Source organism: Stenotrophomonas sp. 82F1 (assembly GCF_056861525.1).
Map to the genome: position 1 here is coordinate 32,463 of NZ_JBSPUD010000021.1, position 18,628 is coordinate 51,090.

General features: G+C 66.9%; 14 protein-coding genes and 1 tRNA gene. 5 read left to right on the forward strand and 10 right to left on the reverse strand.

The genetic code is table 11. The features are described 5' to 3' along the window. The first annotated feature begins 185 nt into the window (after window positions 1-185). Window positions 186-3,425: an autotransporter family protein gene (locus AC13GI_RS17425; RefSeq protein ID WP_482996927.1), complete on the forward strand. Its 3,240-nt coding sequence runs from the start codon at window positions 186-188 to the stop codon at window positions 3,423-3,425. A gap of 544 nt (window positions 3,426-3,969) precedes the next feature. Here AC13GI_RS17425 and ychF read toward each other — a convergent pair. From ychF to AC13GI_RS17465, 8 genes are all read right to left on the reverse strand, one after another. Next, entirely contained in the window at window positions 3,970-5,061 is a 1,092-nt protein-coding gene (gene ychF / locus AC13GI_RS17430) for a redox-regulated ATPase YchF (protein ID WP_025879150.1), read from the reverse strand. Window positions 5,062-5,166: 105 nt separating this feature from the next. Further along, window positions 5,167-5,745, reverse strand: coding sequence for an aminoacyl-tRNA hydrolase (gene pth / locus AC13GI_RS17435; protein WP_089238967.1), 579 nt, complete (start codon window positions 5,743-5,745; stop codon window positions 5,167-5,169). A 50-nt stretch (window positions 5,746-5,795) separates the two neighbouring features. Then, the gene (locus AC13GI_RS17440) at window positions 5,796-6,413 is read right to left on the reverse strand and encodes a 50S ribosomal protein L25/general stress protein Ctc (RefSeq protein WP_100463166.1); all 618 of its coding nucleotides are present in this window, start codon (window positions 6,411-6,413) and stop codon (window positions 5,796-5,798) included. 107 nt (window positions 6,414-6,520) lie between these two features. Beyond that, on the reverse strand, window positions 6,521-7,480 hold the full coding sequence (locus AC13GI_RS17445; RefSeq protein ID WP_025879147.1) for a ribose-phosphate diphosphokinase: 960 nt from the start codon (window positions 7,478-7,480) through the stop codon (window positions 6,521-6,523). A gap of 138 nt (window positions 7,481-7,618) precedes the next feature. Then, window positions 7,619-7,695: transfer RNA gene (locus AC13GI_RS17450), tRNA-Gln, on the reverse strand. A gap of 12 nt (window positions 7,696-7,707) precedes the next feature. Beyond that, a complete protein-coding gene (ispE, locus tag AC13GI_RS17455; protein ID WP_482996928.1) occupies window positions 7,708-8,577 on the reverse strand; it encodes a 4-(cytidine 5'-diphospho)-2-C-methyl-D-erythritol kinase in 870 nt (289 codons plus the stop codon). Then, on the reverse strand, window positions 8,574-9,233 hold the full coding sequence (gene lolB / locus AC13GI_RS17460; RefSeq protein ID WP_099819126.1) for a lipoprotein insertase outer membrane protein LolB: 660 nt from the start codon (window positions 9,231-9,233) through the stop codon (window positions 8,574-8,576). The genes ispE and lolB overlap by 4 nt, the downstream gene beginning before the upstream one ends. Then, entirely contained in the window at window positions 9,230-10,915 is a 1,686-nt protein-coding gene (locus AC13GI_RS17465) for a tetratricopeptide repeat protein (protein ID WP_180166825.1), read from the reverse strand. Before AC13GI_RS17465 ends, lolB begins: the two co-directional genes overlap by 4 nt. A 63-nt stretch (window positions 10,916-10,978) precedes the next feature. Here AC13GI_RS17465 and hemA point away from each other — a divergent pair, with 63 nt between their 5' ends. Genes hemA through ppk2 form a run of 4 tightly spaced genes read left to right on the forward strand, consistent with a single transcriptional unit; the run spans window position 10,979 to window position 15,863 of the window. Next, a complete protein-coding gene (gene hemA / locus AC13GI_RS17470) occupies window positions 10,979-12,262 on the forward strand; it encodes a glutamyl-tRNA reductase (RefSeq protein ID WP_482996929.1) in 1,284 nt (427 codons plus the stop codon). Beyond that, complete coding sequence (gene prfA, locus AC13GI_RS17475; protein ID WP_089238955.1) at window positions 12,240-13,322, forward strand: peptide chain release factor 1; 1,083 nt, start codon at window positions 12,240-12,242, stop codon at window positions 13,320-13,322. The genes hemA and prfA overlap by 23 nt, the downstream gene beginning before the upstream one ends. A 5-nt stretch (window positions 13,323-13,327) precedes the next feature. Then, window positions 13,328-15,034, forward strand: a complete 1,707-nt coding sequence (locus tag AC13GI_RS17480; RefSeq protein ID WP_482996930.1) for an O-linked N-acetylglucosamine transferase, SPINDLY family protein — start codon at window positions 13,328-13,330, stop codon at window positions 15,032-15,034. Between the two features lie 46 nt (window positions 15,035-15,080). Beyond that, window positions 15,081-15,863: a polyphosphate kinase 2 gene (gene ppk2, locus AC13GI_RS17485; RefSeq protein WP_482996931.1), complete on the forward strand. Its 783-nt coding sequence runs from the start codon at window positions 15,081-15,083 to the stop codon at window positions 15,861-15,863. 907 nt (window positions 15,864-16,770) lie between these two features. Here the strand turns inward: ppk2 and AC13GI_RS17490 are convergent. Further along, on the reverse strand, window positions 16,771-17,334 hold the full coding sequence (locus AC13GI_RS17490) for a TlpA family protein disulfide reductase (RefSeq protein WP_482996932.1): 564 nt from the start codon (window positions 17,332-17,334) through the stop codon (window positions 16,771-16,773). Continuing rightward, complete coding sequence (locus AC13GI_RS17495; protein WP_032977469.1) at window positions 17,331-18,605, reverse strand: YihY family inner membrane protein; 1,275 nt, start codon at window positions 18,603-18,605, stop codon at window positions 17,331-17,333. Before AC13GI_RS17495 ends, AC13GI_RS17490 begins: the two co-directional genes overlap by 4 nt. Between the last annotated feature and the right edge of the window lie 23 nt (window positions 18,606-18,628).

The window sequence follows — 18,628 nt, forward strand, 5'->3', positions numbered from 1 at the left end:
CAGGGCTGATTTCTAGTCTGGATGCATCCCGCCACGGTGACGATTTCCCATCGTCATCGCGTTGCCGGCGAGAGCGAAACCGGATGGCGCCTGCAGTGGCCATCGCACCCGGTTTCCACAGCGACGCGGCCCTGCCGCGCCAGATCGCGCAGCCGCGCTGCGCCCTGCCACAGGAATCCACCAGCATGAACGCCTCTCCCCCACGGCGCCGCCGTGTGTCCGCCTGCGCGCGCGCTTCGCGCCTCCCCTTGATTCCCAGCCTGCTGGCCAGCGCGCTGTGGGCCGCCCTGCCCGTGCACGCGGCCGAACTGCAGGGGCCGTTGAAGGTTACCGATGGCGCCAGCCTGCAGCTGGGCGCCGACGACACCCTGTCGCACAGTGCCGGTGGCTACGCCCTGGAGGCCAATGGTGTCGGCAGCACCATTACCGTCAATGGCAGCTGGATCTCCAGCACCGGAGGCGGCAGCGGCATCCTTGCCAGCGCCGGCGGCAGCGTCCTGATCGAGGGCGGCATCCTGCAGGTCGGCGATGGCAGCACCACCGTCGGCTATGCGCTGAACGCCAGCGGTGCGGGCAGCGTGATCCGGGCCAACAACCTGGTCATCAATGCCTATCGCAACGGCTCCGGCTACGGCACGGTCAATGCCACCGGCGGTGGCAAGGTGTGGTTGAACGGTGGCAGTGTCAGCAGCGGCGGGCACGCGCTGTATTCCACTGGGCGCGGCAGCGAGCTGCACGTGGCCGGTACGGAGATCAATGGCGGTGCCAACAGCGCGGTGTACGCCGAGGGTGGCGCGCTGCTGTCGCTGGAATCGCTGAAGATGACCTTCGCCGACGCCAGCAACGGCTACAGCGGCCGATTGTCCTCCGATGGCAGCGGCAGCGTGCTGTCGCTGCGCGACGTGGACGTGGTCAACGGCTACTTCGATATCGACAACGGTGGCACGCTGCAGATCGTGGGCGGCAGTGCCAGCAGCAGCGGCAGCAGCATCCGCCTGCTGGGCAACAGAATCAACCGCGTATACTCCACCGCCGATATCACCGGCGGCCGCTTCGAGACCATCGGCGGCTATGGCGTCAACGTCAACAGCTGGGCGAAGCTGACCACCAACGGCGCCCACTTCACCGTGCGTGATGGCTACTCCGGCATCTGGCTGTCCGGCGCGGACTCGCTGGCCGACCTCACCGATACCACGATCAGCACCCATGGCGACAACGGCTACGGCCACGGCGTGGACGTCTGGGGTGGCACTGCCACGATCACCGGCGGCAGCATCGATACCCACGGCGATGGGGTCTATGGCCTGCGCGCCTCGGGCAGCAATCCACCGACGCCCTATTCGCGCATCCGTGCCAAGGATCTGGATATCACCACCTACGGCACCGGTGGCGGCGGCGTCTTCCTCGGTGGCAGCACGGCCGATGCGCAGCTGGACGGCGGCTCGATCACCACGCGGGGTGCCTCCTCGTTCGGCATCGTGCAGATGAATACCGCCAAGCTCACCGCCGACAACCTGAGCATCCAGGCACAGGGGACGAATTCGGGTGCCTATCGTTCCTACATCACGGTGTTCGGGCCGTACTGGGACCGTCTGGTATTCAACAACAGCAGCCTGCAGACCCAGGACGGTCCTGCGCTGTGGCTGCAGGGCAGCAACCATGAGCTGACGCTCAACAACACCGACGTCGTCGCGCGCCAGCAGGGCAACGTCGACGGTGGCCGCCTGCTGCGGGTGAGCGATACGGTGTTCACCGATGGAAGCTCGGTCGCCACCGCGGACATTCTTTTCACCGCCGACAACAGCCGCCTGACCGGCGATGTCGTGGTCGACAGCGCCACCGCCAACGTGCAGATGACGCTGCGCAACGGCACCGTATTCAACGGCGCGCTGCGCAACGACTCGGGCTACCAGGTCGCGCAGCTGGCGATGGACGGCAGCAGCCAGTGGAACGTGCGTGGAAGTTCCAGCGTCGGCTCGCTGGACCATGCCGGCACCATCGCCTTCGTCGCGCCCACCACCGACGACTTCAAGACCCTGACCGTCACCGGCGACTATGTCGGCAACGATGGCCATTGGCTGTTCAACCGCGCGCTGGGCGACGATGCCTCGCAGGGTGATCAACTGGTGATCCAGGGCAACAGCAGTGGCACGGCCTCTGTCAGCGTGCGCAACGCGGGGGGCGCCGGCGCCCTGACCAGCGAAGGCATCCGCCTGATCAGCGTGGCTGGCCAGTCCGATGCGCAGTTCTCGCTGCAGGGACGCGCGGTGGCCGGCGCTTACGACTACTTCCTGTACAAGGGTGGCGTCGCCACCCCGGACGACGGCAACTGGTACCTGCGCTCGGAATACGTACCACCGGTCGATCCGCCGGAACCGCCCGATCCGCCGGAACCGCCGATTGATCCGCCGACTCCGCCGATTGATCCCCCTGCTCCGCCGATTGATCCGCCGATCGATCCGCCGCTGCCGCCAGCGCCGCCGCGCGTGGAGCGCCCGGAGCCAGCCGTGTACATGGCCAACCAGAGCAGCGCGCTGCGCATGTTCCGGCACAGCCTGTACGACCGCAGTGGCGATCCTGCCGATGCAGCCGACGGCGGCAGCGACGCCATTGCCTGGGCACAGGTGCGCAGCAGCCAGCCCGGCAGCCGCGGCAGCCAGGTCGATGTGGACAGCGAACTCAACAGCGTGCTGCTGGGCGTCGGTCGTCGCTTCGAAGCCAATGCCGGTGGCCAGCTGCAGGCAGGTGTGATGGCCGGCCAGGGCCGGGCGCGCAACGACAGCCGTTCGCAGGTGACCGGTTACACCGCGCGCGGTGTGGTCAACGGCACCAGCCTGGGCGTGTATGCCACCTGGTTGCAGGACGCACGGATGGACAGCGGTGCGTATGTTGACGGCTGGTTGCAGTACGGGCGGTTCCGCAACAGCGTGCAGGGTGAAGGGCTGCAGAAGGAGCACTACCGCTCGCACAGCTGGACCGGTTCGGCCGAGGCAGGCTATGTGCTGCCCGTGCAGCGCACGGCGCAGCGCGGTGTCTACCTGGAGCCACAGCTGCAGGTGATCCACAGCCGCTACGATGCCGATCGCGTGGTCGAGGCCAACGGCACGGTGGTTGAGGGTTACGACAAGGACAGCACCACCACCCGTGTGGGCCTGCGTCTGTACACCCGTTCGCTGACGCAGCGCCAGGGGCAGGTACAGCCGTTCGTCGCGGTGAACTGGTGGTCCGGTGGCAACGACGCGGCCATCGCCGTGGACGGCGAACGCCTGCGCCGGCAGTTGCCGCGTGACATCTACGAAGCCAAGGCCGGCGTGCAGGTGAATCTGTCGGGCGGCTGGCGCGGCTGGGGCGAGATCAGCCGGCAGACCGGCGGCATGGGCTTCCGCGATACCAGCGGTCAGCTGGGCGTCTCTTACCGCTGGTAAGCGCTGCCACGGGTGAGCCCAGAGAGGGGTCCGGCGATGCGTCGTCGGACCCCTTGTTGTTTTCCACACCACGCGTGGAAATCGATGGGGGTTGGATGTGGACAAGTGGCCGTAAGCCGCGCACGGCAAGGGTTTTCGAGGCTGGTGATTTTTTGTCCAGCCCATCGGCGGTGCAAACAGCTGCGTGTTTTCCACACAGCAGGTGGAAAGCAATGCGGACTTGATGTGGACAACCCGCCTTGAACGTTGTGCCGCAAGCGTTTCAAGGCATGGCGATATTTTGTCCAGGCGCCTCATCGGTTTTCCACACGCGACGTGGAGAGCCGTGGGGGTTTGATGTGGACAAGTCGCCGCGAGCCATGCAGGCCAGGCGTTTCAACGCGTGGTGAATTTATGTCCACTGCCATCCGCAACGCCGGGCTGGCGCTTCTGCAGCGCAAACGCGCAATGACACGATCCTCGTGTGCCCGTTCTGACAGGCGCCTAATACAACAAGACCCCGCATTGCGGGGTCCTGTGGGCAATCACTGCGCTGCGTCGTCGATCAGACGTTGAAGCGGAAATGCAGGATGTCGCCTTCCTGCACGCGGTATTCCTTGCCTTCCAGGCGCAGGCGACCCGCTTCCTTGGCGCCGGCTTCGCCCTTGTACTTGATGAAGTCGTCATACGCGATGGTTTCGGCGCGGATGAAGCCCTTCTCGAAGTCGGTGTGGATGACCGCGGCAGCCTGCGGCGCGGTGGCGCCCTTGCGCACGGTCCACGCACGGACTTCCTTCACGCCTGCGGTGAAGTAGGTCTGCAGGCCGAGCAGGCTGTAGGCTGCGTTGATCACGCGGTTCAGGCCCGGCTCGGTCAGGCCGAGGTCGGCCAGGAACGTATCGCGGTCTTCGTCGTCCAGCTGCGACAGCTCTTCTTCGATCGCTGCCGACACCGGCACCACCTGGGCGCCTTCTTCGGCGGCACGGGCGCGCACCGCATCCAGGTGCGGGTTGTTCTCGAAACCGTCTTCCAGCACGTTGGCGATGTACATCACCGGCTTCAGGGTCAGCAGGAACAGATCGCGCACCAGCGCCTTCTCTTCCTCGTCCAGGCCCGCCGAACGACCGGCCTTGCCGTCGGCCAGCGCGGCCTGCAGCTTGGCCAGCACCGGCTTGCGTGCCGCTGCGTCCTTGTCGCCGCCCTTGGCCGCACGCTCGGCGCGGTTCAGTGCCTTCTCGACGCTGTCCAGGTCGGCCAGCGCCAGTTCGGTATCGATGGTGTCGATGTCCGAGATCGGGTCGACCTTGTTGTTGACGTGGATGACGTCAGCGTTCTCGAAGCAGCGCACCACGTGGGTGATCGCATCCACTTCGCGGATGTGGGCCAGGAACTTGTTGCCCAGGCCCTCGCCGCTGGCGGCACCGGCCACCAGGCCGGCGATGTCGACGAACTCGACCGCCGTCGGGATGACCTTCTGCGGGTTGATGATCGCTGCCAGTTCGTTCAGGCGCGGATCCGGCACCGGCACGATGCCGACGTTCGGTTCGATGGTGCAGAACGGGAAGTTCGCCGCGGCGATGCCCGCCTTGGTCAGCGCGTTGAACAGGGTCGACTTGCCGACGTTGGGCAGGCCGACGATGCCGCATTTGATACCCATGGGTGACAGCTCTCTGGGGTGAAAGTGATTGGGAAAACAGCGGCGTGGGCGCTGCTTTTTCAATCATTCTCCGTACCGACCAACGGTCGGTACCTACCGGTACAATTATTTCGGGGTGTGCAGCCGCTTCATCGCTTCGCTGAAATCGCCCTGCACCGCCAACGGCAGCACGTCGATCGCATCGTCGATGGCGCGCGAGATCAGTACTTCATCGTCCTTGGAGGGGCGTCCCAGCACCCAGCCCACCACGCGATCCTTGTGGCCGGGATGGCCGATGCCCACGCGCAGGCGATGGAACTTGCCGTGGCCGAGCAACCGGATGGTGTCACGCAGGCCGTTCTGGCCACCGTGGCCACCGTCGAACTTCAGCCGCGCCACGCCGGGCGCCAGGTCCAGTTCGTCGTGGGCCAGCAGGGTTTCCTCCGGCTCGATCTTCCAGAACCGCTGCGCGGCGGTGACCGACTTGCCGCTGAGGTTCATGAAGGTGGCGGGCTTGAGCAGCCACACCGTCTGTCCGGCGATGTCGACCTTGGCGGTCTCGCCAAACAACTTGCTGTCCACGTTCCATCGTGCACCGGCCTTTTCGGCCAGGGCCTCAACGAAATGAAACCCGGCATTGTGCCGGGTCCGGGCGTGCTCCGATCCGGGGTTGCCCAGACCGACGATCAGTCGCAATCCTGCCATCGTTCCATCCAGATACGGCGCCTGCCCCGAAGGACAGGCGCCGCGGGGTATTACTCGGCCGCTGCTTCTTCAGCGTCGGCAGCGTCCTGCTTGCCGTGCTTGGCAGTGACGATGGCGTCGTCGTGGTCCTTGCCCAGCGCCAGCGCCGGGATTTCCACGCCCTTCGGCAGCTTGATGTCCGACAGGTACACAACGTCGCCAGCCTTCAGCTCGCCCAGGTCGACTTCGATCGACTCCGGCAGGTCCTTCGGCAGGCAGCTGATGGCCACTTCCTTCAGTTCGTGGGTGACCACGACGTCGGCAGCCTTGCCAGCCGGCGAGGTGTCTTCGTTGATGAAGTGCAGCGGAACCGAAGCGGTCAGCTTCTCGTTCTCGTTCACGCGCAGGAAGTCCAGGTGCATGATCAGCTGCTTGAACGGATGGCGCTGCATGTCACGCAGCAGCACCTTCTGCACCTGGCCGTCCAGGTTCAGGTCCAGGATCGAGGCATAGAACCACTCGTTCTGCTGGGCCAGCCAGATTTCGTTGTGGTCCAGGCTGATGGCGACCGGTTCGGCGTTGCCGCCGTACACGATCGCCGGGATCACACCAGCGGTACGCAGGCGGCGGCTCGCACCCTTACGCTGCAGTTCACGCTTGGTGACCTTGATTTCATGGGTCTTCGACATTTTCGACTACTCGGTTGTTGCCTTGCCTTGCGGCTTGGCGGTTGAAGGCACTTCCGCGACCAGAAGTGCCCAGTGTGTCCCTGCCGTTGCCGGCGGGGACGAAAAAATCAATCGACGTACAGCGAGCTGACCGACTCGCCGAAGGCGATGCGGCGCATCGTTTCGGCCAGCATTTCCGCCACGCTCAGCTGGCGGATCTTGCTGCACACCCGCGCGGCGTCCTTCAGCGGGATGGTGTCGGTCACCACCAGCTCATCGAGCTGGGAGTTGGTGATGTTGTCCACCGCCGGGCCCGACAGCACCGCGTGGGTGCAGTAGGCGGCGACCTTGAGCGCACCGCGCGCCTTCAGGGCAGCGGCAGCGGCGCACAGGGTGCCGGCGGTATCGACGATGTCATCGACCATCACGCAGGTCTTGCCTTCGACGTCACCGATGATGTTCATCACGGTGGAGACGTTGGCGCGCGGACGGCGCTTGTCGATGATCGCCAGATCGGCGTCATCCAGCCGCTTGGCCACCGCACGGGCGCGGACCACGCCGCCCACGTCCGGCGACACCACGATCAGGTTCTCGGTGCCGTAGGCGCGCCAGATGTCGGCCAGCAGCAGCGGAGAGGCATACACGTTGTCGACCGGAATATCGAAGAAACCCTGGATCTGGTCGGCGTGCAGGTCGACCGTCAGCACGCGATCGGCGCCGGCGGTGCTGAACATCTTCGCCGCCAGCTTGGCGGTGATCGGCACGCGCGAGGAACGCATGCGGCGATCCTGGCGCGAATAGCCGAAGTACGGCACCACCGCGGTCACGCTGGCCACCGATGCGCGCTTGAGCGCGTCGATCAGCACCAGCAGTTCCATCAGGTTTTCCGCGCTCGGCGCCGAGGTCGGCTGGATCACGAACACGTCCTGCTTGCGGACGTTCTCTTCGATCTCCACCTGCACTTCGCCATCGGAGAAGTGCGAGACCAGCGCCTTGCCCGGGCGGACTCCCAGTTCCTTGCAGATGTTCTGCGCCAGACGTTTGTTGGCGTTGCCGGAAAAGACCAGCAGGTTCGGGGACTCTTGCATCATGATTGTCTCGGGCGGGGACGAGTGGCGGGGATCCGGTAGCGGCAAGGACCACTGCGGCCCCTGCTGCTGACAACACCGCGGCTGTTCCCACGTCCCGCGCAGATGATGCGCTGGAAGGCGCGGACGCAGCCGCATTGGCAGGGGCGGGAGGATTCGAACCTCCGAATGCCAGGATCAAAACCTGGTGCCTTGGGCCTCTTGGCGACGCCCCTGCATTGATGAATCTAGTGTTGCTCGAGTGCATCCAGCAGTGGCGAACGTGCAACGCCCGCAGCCACCCTTGCCCGCAACTCCTTCGACAACTTCGCTCGTCCCTGCTCGGCGGCAGCCTGCGAATCGAACTCGACGAAACAACCACTTCCCGAACCAGTCAGACGTGCCGTGCCGATGTCGCTCAACGCAGCAAGCACCGCCTCGACGGCAGGCTCACGGCGGCGCAGCACCGGTTCGAACACGTTCCCGACCAGCGAGCCGGAAGCGAAGTCCTCTATTTTCGCCTGTGGACTGTCGCGCGTCAAATCCGGATCAGCGAACAGGAGGGGCGTGGGCACATGAACGCCCGGTTCGACCACCACATACCAGGCCTGCGGCAGGGTGATCGGCCGCAGCCGCTCGCCCACCCCTTCGGCCCAGGCGTTGTGACCACGCACGAACACCGGCACGTCGGCGCCGAGGCGCAACCCCAGCGCGGCCAGCGCATCTTCGTCCAGCCCTGCACCCCAGAGGCGGTTCAACACCACCAGCACGGTGGCCGCGTCGGACGAACCGCCGCCGAAACCGCCGCCCGCAGGAACGTGCTTTTCGACGATGATGTCGACACCTTTATCGACATTCGCCGCTTCTTTGAGCATCCGCGCTGCACGAACGGCCAGATCATCGACCTCGGCGACGCCGGCCAGGCCCTCGCCCTGCCGTCGCACCTGGCCGTCTTCACGCAGGCGCAGGCCGATCCGATCGCCCCAGTCGAGCAGGCGGAACACCGTCTGCAGCTCGTGGTAGCCGTCGGCACGGCGGCCGGTGATGTGCAGGAACAGGTTCAGCTTGGCCGGGGCCGGCCACCAGGACCAGCCCGCGTCTTCCCCCCGCGCGTTCATGGTGCGCCCTGGCCCCACTGGTCAACCAGCAGGCGCACCTTGGCGTCGCCATTGACCGCTTCGACCCTGCGCGGCAGGGCCGGCCGTCCGGCTTCGGCCGGGTACCAGTCCAGATACTGGATCACCCAGCCCATCTGCTGCATGCGCCGCGGACGGCCATCCGCATCACGATCGATCTTTCCCGGCCCCGCGCTGTCGCCGGCGACCAGCCCGCGTACCCAGTCCGGCAGCTGATTGACCGGAATATCCCAGCCGGTCGCCTCCAGCAGCAGTGCCTGTGCGTCTTCACCCTCGCGCGGACCACCGGCCAGTCCTTCCAGGCGCCCGGCTTCATGGTGGGTATCACCGCTCAACTTCCAGCTCTGGCGGGTCACCGGGGCGCTCAGTTCGACGACATAGCGCTGGCCTTCCTGTTTCCAGTCAATGCGGCCGCTGCCACCGTCCTTGCCCTTGCTGACCGCCACCCGGCCCTGGAAATTCCAGTCCGCTGCCGAACGCACGGCATCCACGCGCGCCGCCTCGGCGGCGGCCGCTTCGGCGGAAACGGTGGTGACCACGGCCGGCGCCGGCGTTTTCTGCCGGCCAACGGTGGTGCAGGCACTCAGGGCCAGGGTCACGGCCACCAGCAACAACGGCCGGATCGTGGAAACACTCATGGATTGAATTTCTCGCGGGCGCGCAGCAGCGCGCGGTTTTCAGGGTCGAGCCTGGCCGCTTCCTCGAAGAAGTGACGGGCTTCATCGTGCTTGCCCAGCACCCACAGCACCTCGCCCACGTGGGCGGCGATTTCCGGGTCCTTGGCCAGCGTCCAGGCGCGGCGCAGCTGCACCAGCGCGTCGGCGTTGCGTCCCAGCCGATACAGCACCCAGCCATAGCTGTCGACGATGGCCGCGTTGTCCGGTTCGGCCACGCGCGCGCGGTCGATCAGTTCGAGCGCTTCCTGGTAGCGGCCAGTACGGTCGGCCAGGGTGTAACCCAGTGCGTTCAGTGCTGGCACGTTCTCCGGCTCGGTCACCAGGATCTTGCGCAGATCGGCCTCGGCGCGGGCGATGTCATCGCGGCGCTCCCAGGCCAGCGCACGGGCATACAACAGGCCGTTCTCGTCCGGATACGCAGCCAAGCCACGGGCCAGTGCATCGATCTCGCCGGGAAGGTCGTCGGCGCGCTGGCGCAGCTCGGCTTCCAGCAGATACGCATCGCGCCGCACATCGTCATCAACGCCGGCATCGGACTGGATCGCATGCACTTCATCCAGCGCCAGCGACTGCCGGCCCGCCAGGCCCTGTGCATTGGCCGCGCGCAGGCGCGCTTCATTCAGCTCATCGCCGCCGGGCACGCTGTGGTACCAGTTGACCGCCTCCGGGTAGCGCTTGAGGTACTCGGCGATCTTGCCCAGCAGCAGGCGCTGCGCCGGGTCCGGCTTGGCCGCCTGCCGCGACAGTTCGTTGTACAGGTTGGACAGCGCGGCCTTGTCGCCCTGCTTGGCCAGCAGCGAAGCGCGCATGCCCCAGGTCTGCACATTCTGCGGACCGACCGCCAGCACGCGCTCGGCCGCCGCCGGCTGGCCGAGGCTGTCGTAGGCGATGGCCACCGCATTGCGCAGTTCCGGATCCTGACGGGTCTTCGGCTCCACCCCACGCAGCAGCGACAGCGCCTGCTCGGTCTGTCCGGCCTGCTGCAGCTGGCTGGCGCGCAGCAAGGCGACGCGCGGCTCCTCGGGGAAGCGCTTGACCACCTCGTCGATCATGCGCCGCGCCAGCTCGGGCTTTTCCATGCGCAGCGCCAGGCGTCCAAACTCCTGCCAGGCCTCGATCTTCTGGGGAATGGCGTTGGCATCGACCAGCTCGCCCAGCACCTGGGCCGGCACGGCCGGATCGCGGCCGCCGCCGATCAGGGCGCCCAGAGCGAACTTCCAGCCCTCGTCGCCCGGGTCCTGCAACAAGGCCTGAAGCTCGCTGCGCGCAGCCTTCACATCGCCCTGGCGCATCGCCAGCGCACCGGCGGCGCTGCGCATCGCCAATGAGCGTGGCGCACGCTGCTGCCACAGGGCCAGGCCCTTGGCCGCGGCATCATCTTCGTTGGCCAGCATGGCGATGCGGGTCGCCCGCTCGGCCAGGCCGGCGTCGCCGTCGGTCTGCTGGGCGGCCTGCAGGTACCAGCGCGCGGCCTCGGCCAGCTTGCCCGCCTGCAGGGCGAACTCGCCAGCCAGCACCGGCTCCAGCGCCAGTTCCTCAGTCACCGCGGGGCGTGCAGGCGCCTTGGCGGGCACCGCCGCCAGGGCCTGTGCACAGGCCAGAGACAGCAGCAGAACACTGGGGATGCGAATCAATGCGGGCATCGTCGGCATCGGGGCCTTAAAATGTCGTCCAATGGCCAGCAGCTTATCGCAAGCAACTGAACAATGACCCTGTGGGTGCTCGGACTGAATCACCAGACCGCACCGGTGGAACTGCGCGAACGCGCAGCCTTCGCCGGTGACGCGTTGCCGCGCGCGCTCGGTTCGCTGCGCGATACCCCGCAGATCGCCGAGGCGGTGCTGCTGTCCACCTGCAACCGCACCGAGCTGTATGCCGTGGCCGAATCCGCGCAGGCACTGGACCAGTGGCTGCACGCCCAGGCCGGCGACCTGCAGGGCTATCTGTACCAGCACGCCGACGCCGATGCCGTGCGCCACCTGTTCCGGGTGGCGACAGGGCTGGATTCGATGGTGCTGGGCGAGCCGCAGATCCTCGGCCAGGTGAAGGACGCGTGGTCGACCGCGCGCGACCACGGCCTGCTCGGCCATCGCCTGGACCGGCTGTTCCAGCAGACGTTCTCGGTGGCCAAGCGCGCGCGTACCGATACCCAGGTCGGCGCCAACCCGGTATCGGTGGCCTCGGCGGCGGTGCGCCTGGCGCAGAACGCCTTTGCCCGCCTGGATGATTCCACCGTGCTGCTGGTCGGCGCTGGCGAGACCATCGAACTGGCCGCGCGCCACCTCAGCGAAGGCAAGGTGCGGCGTCTGCTGATCGCCAACCGCACCCTCGCCCATGCGCAGGAACTGGCCAGCCGCCATGGCGGTGTGGCGCTGCCGCTGACCGAACTGGAGCGCCACCTGGCCGAGGCCGACGTGGTGTTCTCGGCCACCGCCGCCCGCGAACCGGTGATCCACCGTGCCGCGGTGGCCAACGCCCTGCGCGCGCGCCGGCACAAGCCCATGCTGCTGTTCGACCTGGCCGTGCCGCGCGACATCGAGGCCGACGTTGCCAGTCTCAACGATGCGTTCCTGTACACCGTGGACGATCTCGAGCGCGCGGTGGAAGACAACCGCCGCAGCCGCCGCGAGGCCGCCGCCGAAGCGGAGACGATCATCGACCTGCAGGTCTCGCGCTTCGTCGAAACCCTGCAGGCCAGTGCCCACCAGGCACCGCTGCGACAGCTGCGTGCCTTCGGCGAGGCCACCCGTGCCGAACTGCTGGAACGCGCGCGCCAGCAGCTGGCCAACGGCAAGCCGGCCGACGAAGTGCTGGAACTGCTTGCCCACGGCTTGACCAACCGCCTGCTGCACCCGCCGACCGCCGCCCTGCGCGCGGCCGCGCTCAGCGGCGATGCCGACCTGACCCGCGCCGCCGAGCGCCTGTTCCCGGCCACGCCGGGTTACCGCCACCCACCTGTGAGAACCGATGACGCCGACCCTGCGCCGTAAGTTGGAAGCGCTGGCCGAGCGCCGCGAAGAACTGGAACGTCTGCTCGCCGAACCGGAGGTGGTCGCCAACAACGCGCGCTTCCGCGATCTGTCGCGCGAATTTTCCCAGCTCGAACCGATCGCCACCGCACTGGCCGATGAAGCACGCGCCAAGGCCGACCTGGCTGCGGCCGAAAGCATGCGTGCGGACCCGGACCTGCGCGAGCTGGCCGACGAGGAAATCGCCGCCGCGCAAGCCCGCCTGCAGGAACTGGAGCAGGAACTGGCGCTGCTGCTGGTGCCGCGCGACCCGCGCGATGAAGGCAACCTGTTCCTGGAAGTGCGCGCCGGCACCGGCGGCGACGAGGCGGCGATCTTCGCTGGCGACCTGTTCCGCATGTACGCCCGCTACGCCGAGCGACAGGGCTGGAAGGTCGAGATCGAATCGGACAATCCCGGCGAACATGGCGGCTACAAGGAAGTGGTGGCACGCGTGGTCGGCCGTGGCGCGTTCTCGCGCCTGAAATTCGAATCGGGCACGCACCGCGTGCAGCGCGTGCCGGCCACCGAATCGCAGGGCCGCATCCACACCTCGGCGGCCACCGTGGCGATCATTCCGGAAGCCGACGAAGTCGATGAGATCGTCATCAACCCGGCTGACCTGAGAGTCGACACCTACCGTTCTTCCGGCGCCGGCGGCCAGCACGTCAACAAGACCGAATCGGCGATCCGCATCACCCACGTTCCCAGCGGCGTGGTGGTGGAATGCCAGACCGAACGCAGCCAGCACGCCAACCGGGACAAGGCGATGAAACGCCTGAAGGCGCAGCTGCTCGATGCCGAGCGCCAGCGCCATGACGCGGCGCAGGCCGAATCACGGCGCCTGCAGGTCGGCAGCGGCGACCGCAGCCAGCGCATCCGCACCTACAACTTCCCGCAGGGCCGCATCACCGACCACCGCGTGGAAGGGCTGACCCTGTACGACCTGCCCAACGTGTTGGCCGGCGACCTGGACCCGCTGCTGCAGCGATTGAGCCACGAGCACCAGGTCGACGCCCTGGCCCAGCTTTCGGCCGGCTGACCCGCATGTCGGCCTGGCAGCAGCGGCAGCAACTGCAGCAGGCGATCACGCGCCAGCCCGGCGACTTCGTTGCCTGGGTGATGCTCGCCGACCTGGAACTGGAAGCCGGCGACATTGCGGCCGGCGAGCAGGCCGCGCGACGCGCGCTGCAGCTGCGGCCCAATCATCCTGAAGCACTGGCCCGGCTGGGCCGGGTAGCGTGGATGGCAGGAGCGCATGCCGATGCCGCCAAGCTGTTGGGCCAGGCCTCCGCGCTGGCACCGGAGCACCCGGGCATCGCGTTGTGGCTGGGGCACGCGCTGGAAGATGCCAACGATGCAGAAGGTGCATCGGCAGCCTATCGCCGCGCGCATGCACTGATGCCCGAAGAGCCGTACATCGCCGCACAGCGCCTCGCCTGGCAGCGTCGCCTGTGCGATTGGCAGGACGTGGATGCGCTGGCCAGCCAGGTGCGTGGCGCGCTTGCATCGGGCCAGGGCGTGGTTGAGCCCTTCGCGTTCCTCAGCGAAGACGCCAGCGCGGCCGAACAGCTGGCTTGTGCGCGTGCGCGCGCGGCCGCTGTCGCTGCTGCGGTGCGGCCACTGTCGCCGGTGAAGCTGCGCGAACGGGGTCCACTGCGCGCGGGCTTCCTGTCCAACGGGTTCGGCGCTCATCCCACCGGCTTGCTGACGGTGGCGCTGCTGGAACACATGGGCCAGGACCCGGCCTTGCAGCTGCATCTGTTCGCGCTCAACGCCGACGATGGCAGCCGCATCCGCCAACGCCTGCAGACCGCCACCCGGCTGCATGACGTGGCGGGATTGCGCCATGCCGATACCGCCGCGCGCATCCGTGCTCAGGGCATCGACCTGCTGTTCGACCTGCGCGGCTGGGGCGGCGGCGGCACACCGGAAGTACTAGCGATGCGCCCTGCCCCGCTGCAGCTCAACTGGCTGGCCTACCCCGGCACCTCCGGTGCGCCGTGGCTGGAGGCAGTGATCGGTGACAGCTTCGCGCTGCCGCCCTCGCTGGAAGCGCACTACAGCGAACGTGTGCTGCGCCTGCCGCGTGCGTTCCAGCCGTCGGACAACACCCGCGTGCTGGAGCCGGCACCGGACCGCGCGGCCTGCGGCCTGCCTGCGCAGGGCACGGTATTCTGCTGCTTCAACAACAGTTACAAGCTCAACCCGCGCAGCATGGGCCGCGCGTTCGCGGTGCTGCAGGCCGTACCCGGCAGCGTGCTGTGGCTGTTGTCCGGCCCCGGCCAGGCCGATGCGCGGCTGCGTGCCGCCGCGCAGGCAGCAGGACTCGATCCGGCGCGTCTGGTGTTCATGGCCAAGCTGCCGCATCCGCAGTATCTGGCCCGCTATCAGTTGGCCGACCTCTTCCTGGATACGAACCCGTACAACGCGCACACCACCGCGTCGGATGCACTGTGGGCCGGCTGCCCGGTACTGACCTGCCCCGGCGCCACCTTCGCCGCGCGCGTGGCCGGCAGCCTGAACCATCAGCTGGGTCTGGAGCACATGAACGTCGCCGACGACGCGGCGTTCGTCGCCACTGCCAGCGCACTCGGCAACGATCCGACCGCCTTGGCCGCGGTGCGCGCTGAACTGGCGCAGGCGCGCGAGCGCAGTGGCCTGTTCGACATGGCAGCTTTCGCGCGTGATCTGTCCGCGCTGCTGCAGCAGCTGGCCCGCGAACAGGGCTGGCAGGGCCTCGACACGCCCTGACCTCGCCCTGCGCTACGCTCGGGCTTCCTTCCCGCGTGGTATGACGATGGCCAAGCTCAAGCGCAAGGAATACGACGAACTGCTGCAGCCGCTGCAGCTGGAACTGGCGGCGATGGCACGCTGGGTGCAGCACAGCGGACAACGCCTGCTGGTGCTGTTCGAAGGACGCGATACCGCCGGCAAGGGTGGCGCGATCCAGACCATCAGCGAGCACCTCAACCCACGCCAATGCAGGGTGGTGGCGCTGCCCAAACCCACCGACCGCGAAGCCACGCAGTGGTACTTCCAGCGCTACGCCTCGCATCTTCCGGCTGCCGGCGAGATCGTGCTGATGGACCGCAGCTGGTACAACCGCGCCGGCGTTGAACGGGTGATGGGCTACTGCAGCGAGACCGAATACCAGCAGTTCCTGCGCCAGGCGCCGGTGTTCGAACAGCTGCTGGTGGATGACGGCATCCTGCTGTTCAAGTACTGGTTGTGCGTGGACCAGGAGCAGCAGGAAAAGCGCTTTGCCGAACGCCATGTCGATCCACTGAAGGGCTGGAAGCTGTCACCGGTGGACCTGAAGTCACGCAGCAAGTACAGCGCGTATACCGAAGCGCGCGAGGCGATGCTGCGCGCCACCCATCGCGACGGTGCGCCGTGGACGCTGGTGGATTTCAACGACCAGCGGCTCGGTCGCCTGACCCTGGCCCGCAACCTGCTGGACCGGCTGCCGGACACGCGGGTCGATGCACCGTTGCCGGAGCTGCCGAAGCTGAAGGGCAAGCTGCATCACGAGCACTACGAGGTACTGAAGCCGATAGAGGATTTCCCGGTCGAAGAATAGGGGTGGTCGGCAGGGCCTGCGGCCCTGCACCGGCTACAGGCAACGGCAACAGCCGAAGCAATGGCCGGAGCGGTATTCCGTGGGATGGCGAGGCGGTGTCGGAGTGCGGGGACGCCGCAAGTACGTCCTTGTAGGCTTGGCCGCGGCATCCATGCCGCGGACACCCCGCACTCCGACACCGCCCCACCTCTGACAGATTTCCGCGATCTGGTAGATCCACGCCATGCGTGGATGGATCTCCATCGGAATCGAATATTTCAACAATTGAACGAAAAGCATCCACGCATGCCGCGGACACCCCGCACTCCGACACCGCCCCACCTCTGACAGATCTCCGCGATCTGGTAGATCCACGCCATGCGTGGATGAATCTCCATCGGAATCGAATATTTCAACAATTGAACGAAAAGCATCCACGCATGGCGTGGATCTACGTGTCGACCAAGGTCGACACCCACCAAGAGCAGGCCATGCCATTCCGACAGTTGGCCGCGGCATCCATGCCGCGGACACCCCGCACTCCGACACCGCCCCACCTCTGACAGATCTCCGCGACTTGGTAGATCCACGCCATGCGTGGATGGATCTCCATCGGAATCGAATATTTCGACAATTGAACGAAGAGCATCCACGCATGGCGTGGATCTACGTGTCGACCAAGGTCGACACCCATCAGGAGCAGGCCATGTCATTCCGACAGTTCGCGGAAATCCGTCGAAGGCGGGGTGGGTCCGGTTGCGGGGGCGTGAGCCGCATGGATGCGGCGACCGAGCTTACATGGACGTACTTGCAGCGTCCCCCGCAACCGGACCCACCCCGCCATCCCACGGAATGCCCGCCGTTGCTTTGGCGGTTGCCGTTGCCGTCGATTCGGCAGGTGCAGGGCGCAGCCCTGCCGACCCACCTGTTACTTTGCAGCCGCGATCTGCTGTTCGATGTCGGCTGCCGTGACCGGGCCCAGGAAGCTGTGCGCCAGCTTGCCCTGCGGATCCAGCAGGTGCGTCAGCGGCAGGCCGCGCGGGGTGGCGAAGTCGGCCGGCGGATCGAACGGATCGACGATCACGATCGGATAGGTCACCGGATGCTTGGTCAGGAACGACTGCATCTCCGGCGCCTCGATGTCCTCGTAGGCCAGGCCAACCACTTCGATGTTGCTGCGCATGGCATGCAATGCCGACAGCTCGGGCATTTCCTTGCGGCAGGGTGCACACCAGGTCGCCCAGAAATTCACCACCACCCACTTGCCGCGATGTGCGGCCAGGTCGTAATCGCTGCCATCGACCGCCTTCATCTTCAGCGTCGGGAACTCGGCAGTGACGCGCTCGGCGGGCGTGTCCTCCACCGGCGCCGGCGCGGCCGGGGTCGGTGCCTGCGCCGGCGGCTGGCTGCTGGCCGGGGTCGGCTCCTGCGCGGGTTTGCAGGCGGCCAAAGCCAGCAGGGCAGCCAGCAGCAATGAGGTCTTGCAGGTCATGGGGCGTCTCCAGAATCAGGGTAGATGTCGCTGACGCGACGCTTGAGGCGTTCACGCAGCGGCAGGCGCAACTCGTCCAGCGCAGCCAGTGCGGCCCGGCCGAGGCTGTCATCGCGGTAAGGCAGGTGTTGTTCGGCCACCGGAATGCGCAGCTGCGTGCATTCGTACAGATCGCCCAGGCTGACCTGGTCCAGGTCACGGGCCAGCAGCCATTCACCGCGCTCATCACGGCGCAGCAGGCCGATGCCCTCCAGGTGGCAGGCCAGGTCCTGCAGCAGCGAGTCGGTCAGCATCGGTTCCAGCCGCAGGATCTCGTCATCGGCCAGGCCCCTGCCCTTGGCGCGTGCGTGCTGGAAGCGCCCGAGCAGGCGCAGCAGGCCATAGAACTCGTAGCCCTGCGGCAGGCGCAATTCCACCGGCTGGTAGCGGAAGGCCGCCATCGACGATGCCAGCGACGCGCCCAGCAGCACCGCCACCCAGCACAGGTAGATCCACAGCAGCAGGATCGGCACGAAGGCCACCGTGCCATACAGCTTCTGGTAGGACTGGAAGCTGCCCAGGTAGGCGCCGATGCCCCACTTCACCAGCTCCAGGATCACCGCGGCCAGAATCGCGCCCGGAACCGCGTGGCGCCACTTCACGGTGTGGTGTGGCACCACCCGGAACATCAGGGTGATGCAGACGAATTCGATCAGGATCGGCGCCAGCCGCAACGCGAGATCGGCCAGCCAGCGCCCCTCCTGCGTGCCGAACAGCGGCATCGCGAACACCCGCGCCGACACGGCCAGTGAAGCAGCGGCGAGCATCGCGCCGAGGGTCAGCACCGTCCAGTAGACCAGGAAGCGGGTCAGCCGCGGTCGACTGCTGCCGACGCGCCAGATCTGGTTGAAGGTCTCTTCAACACTGTTGAGGGTGATCAGCAGCGAGATGACCAGGGCGATGAAGCCGGCGGCCGTGAGCTGGCCCGCGCTGGCCGAGAACTGCCGCAGGTAGCCCTCGGCAGCGCGCGCGGCATTGGGCACGAAGTTGGAGAAGACGTAGTCGCTGAGCTGGTCGCTCCAGCGGTCGAACACCGGGAAGGCCGAGAGCACGCCGAACACCACGATCGCCAACGGCACCAGCGCGAACACCGTGGTGTAGGCCAGCGCGGCGGCCGCCTGGAACAGGCGGTCGTCGAGGAAGCGGCGCCACAGGAAGCGGCCGAAGCTGGCGGCGCGTGCGCGATCCCGCGCGCGCTCCATCCACAAATTGAGCGTATCCAAAGGTTCCATCGGCGCAAGGGTACCCGATGCGG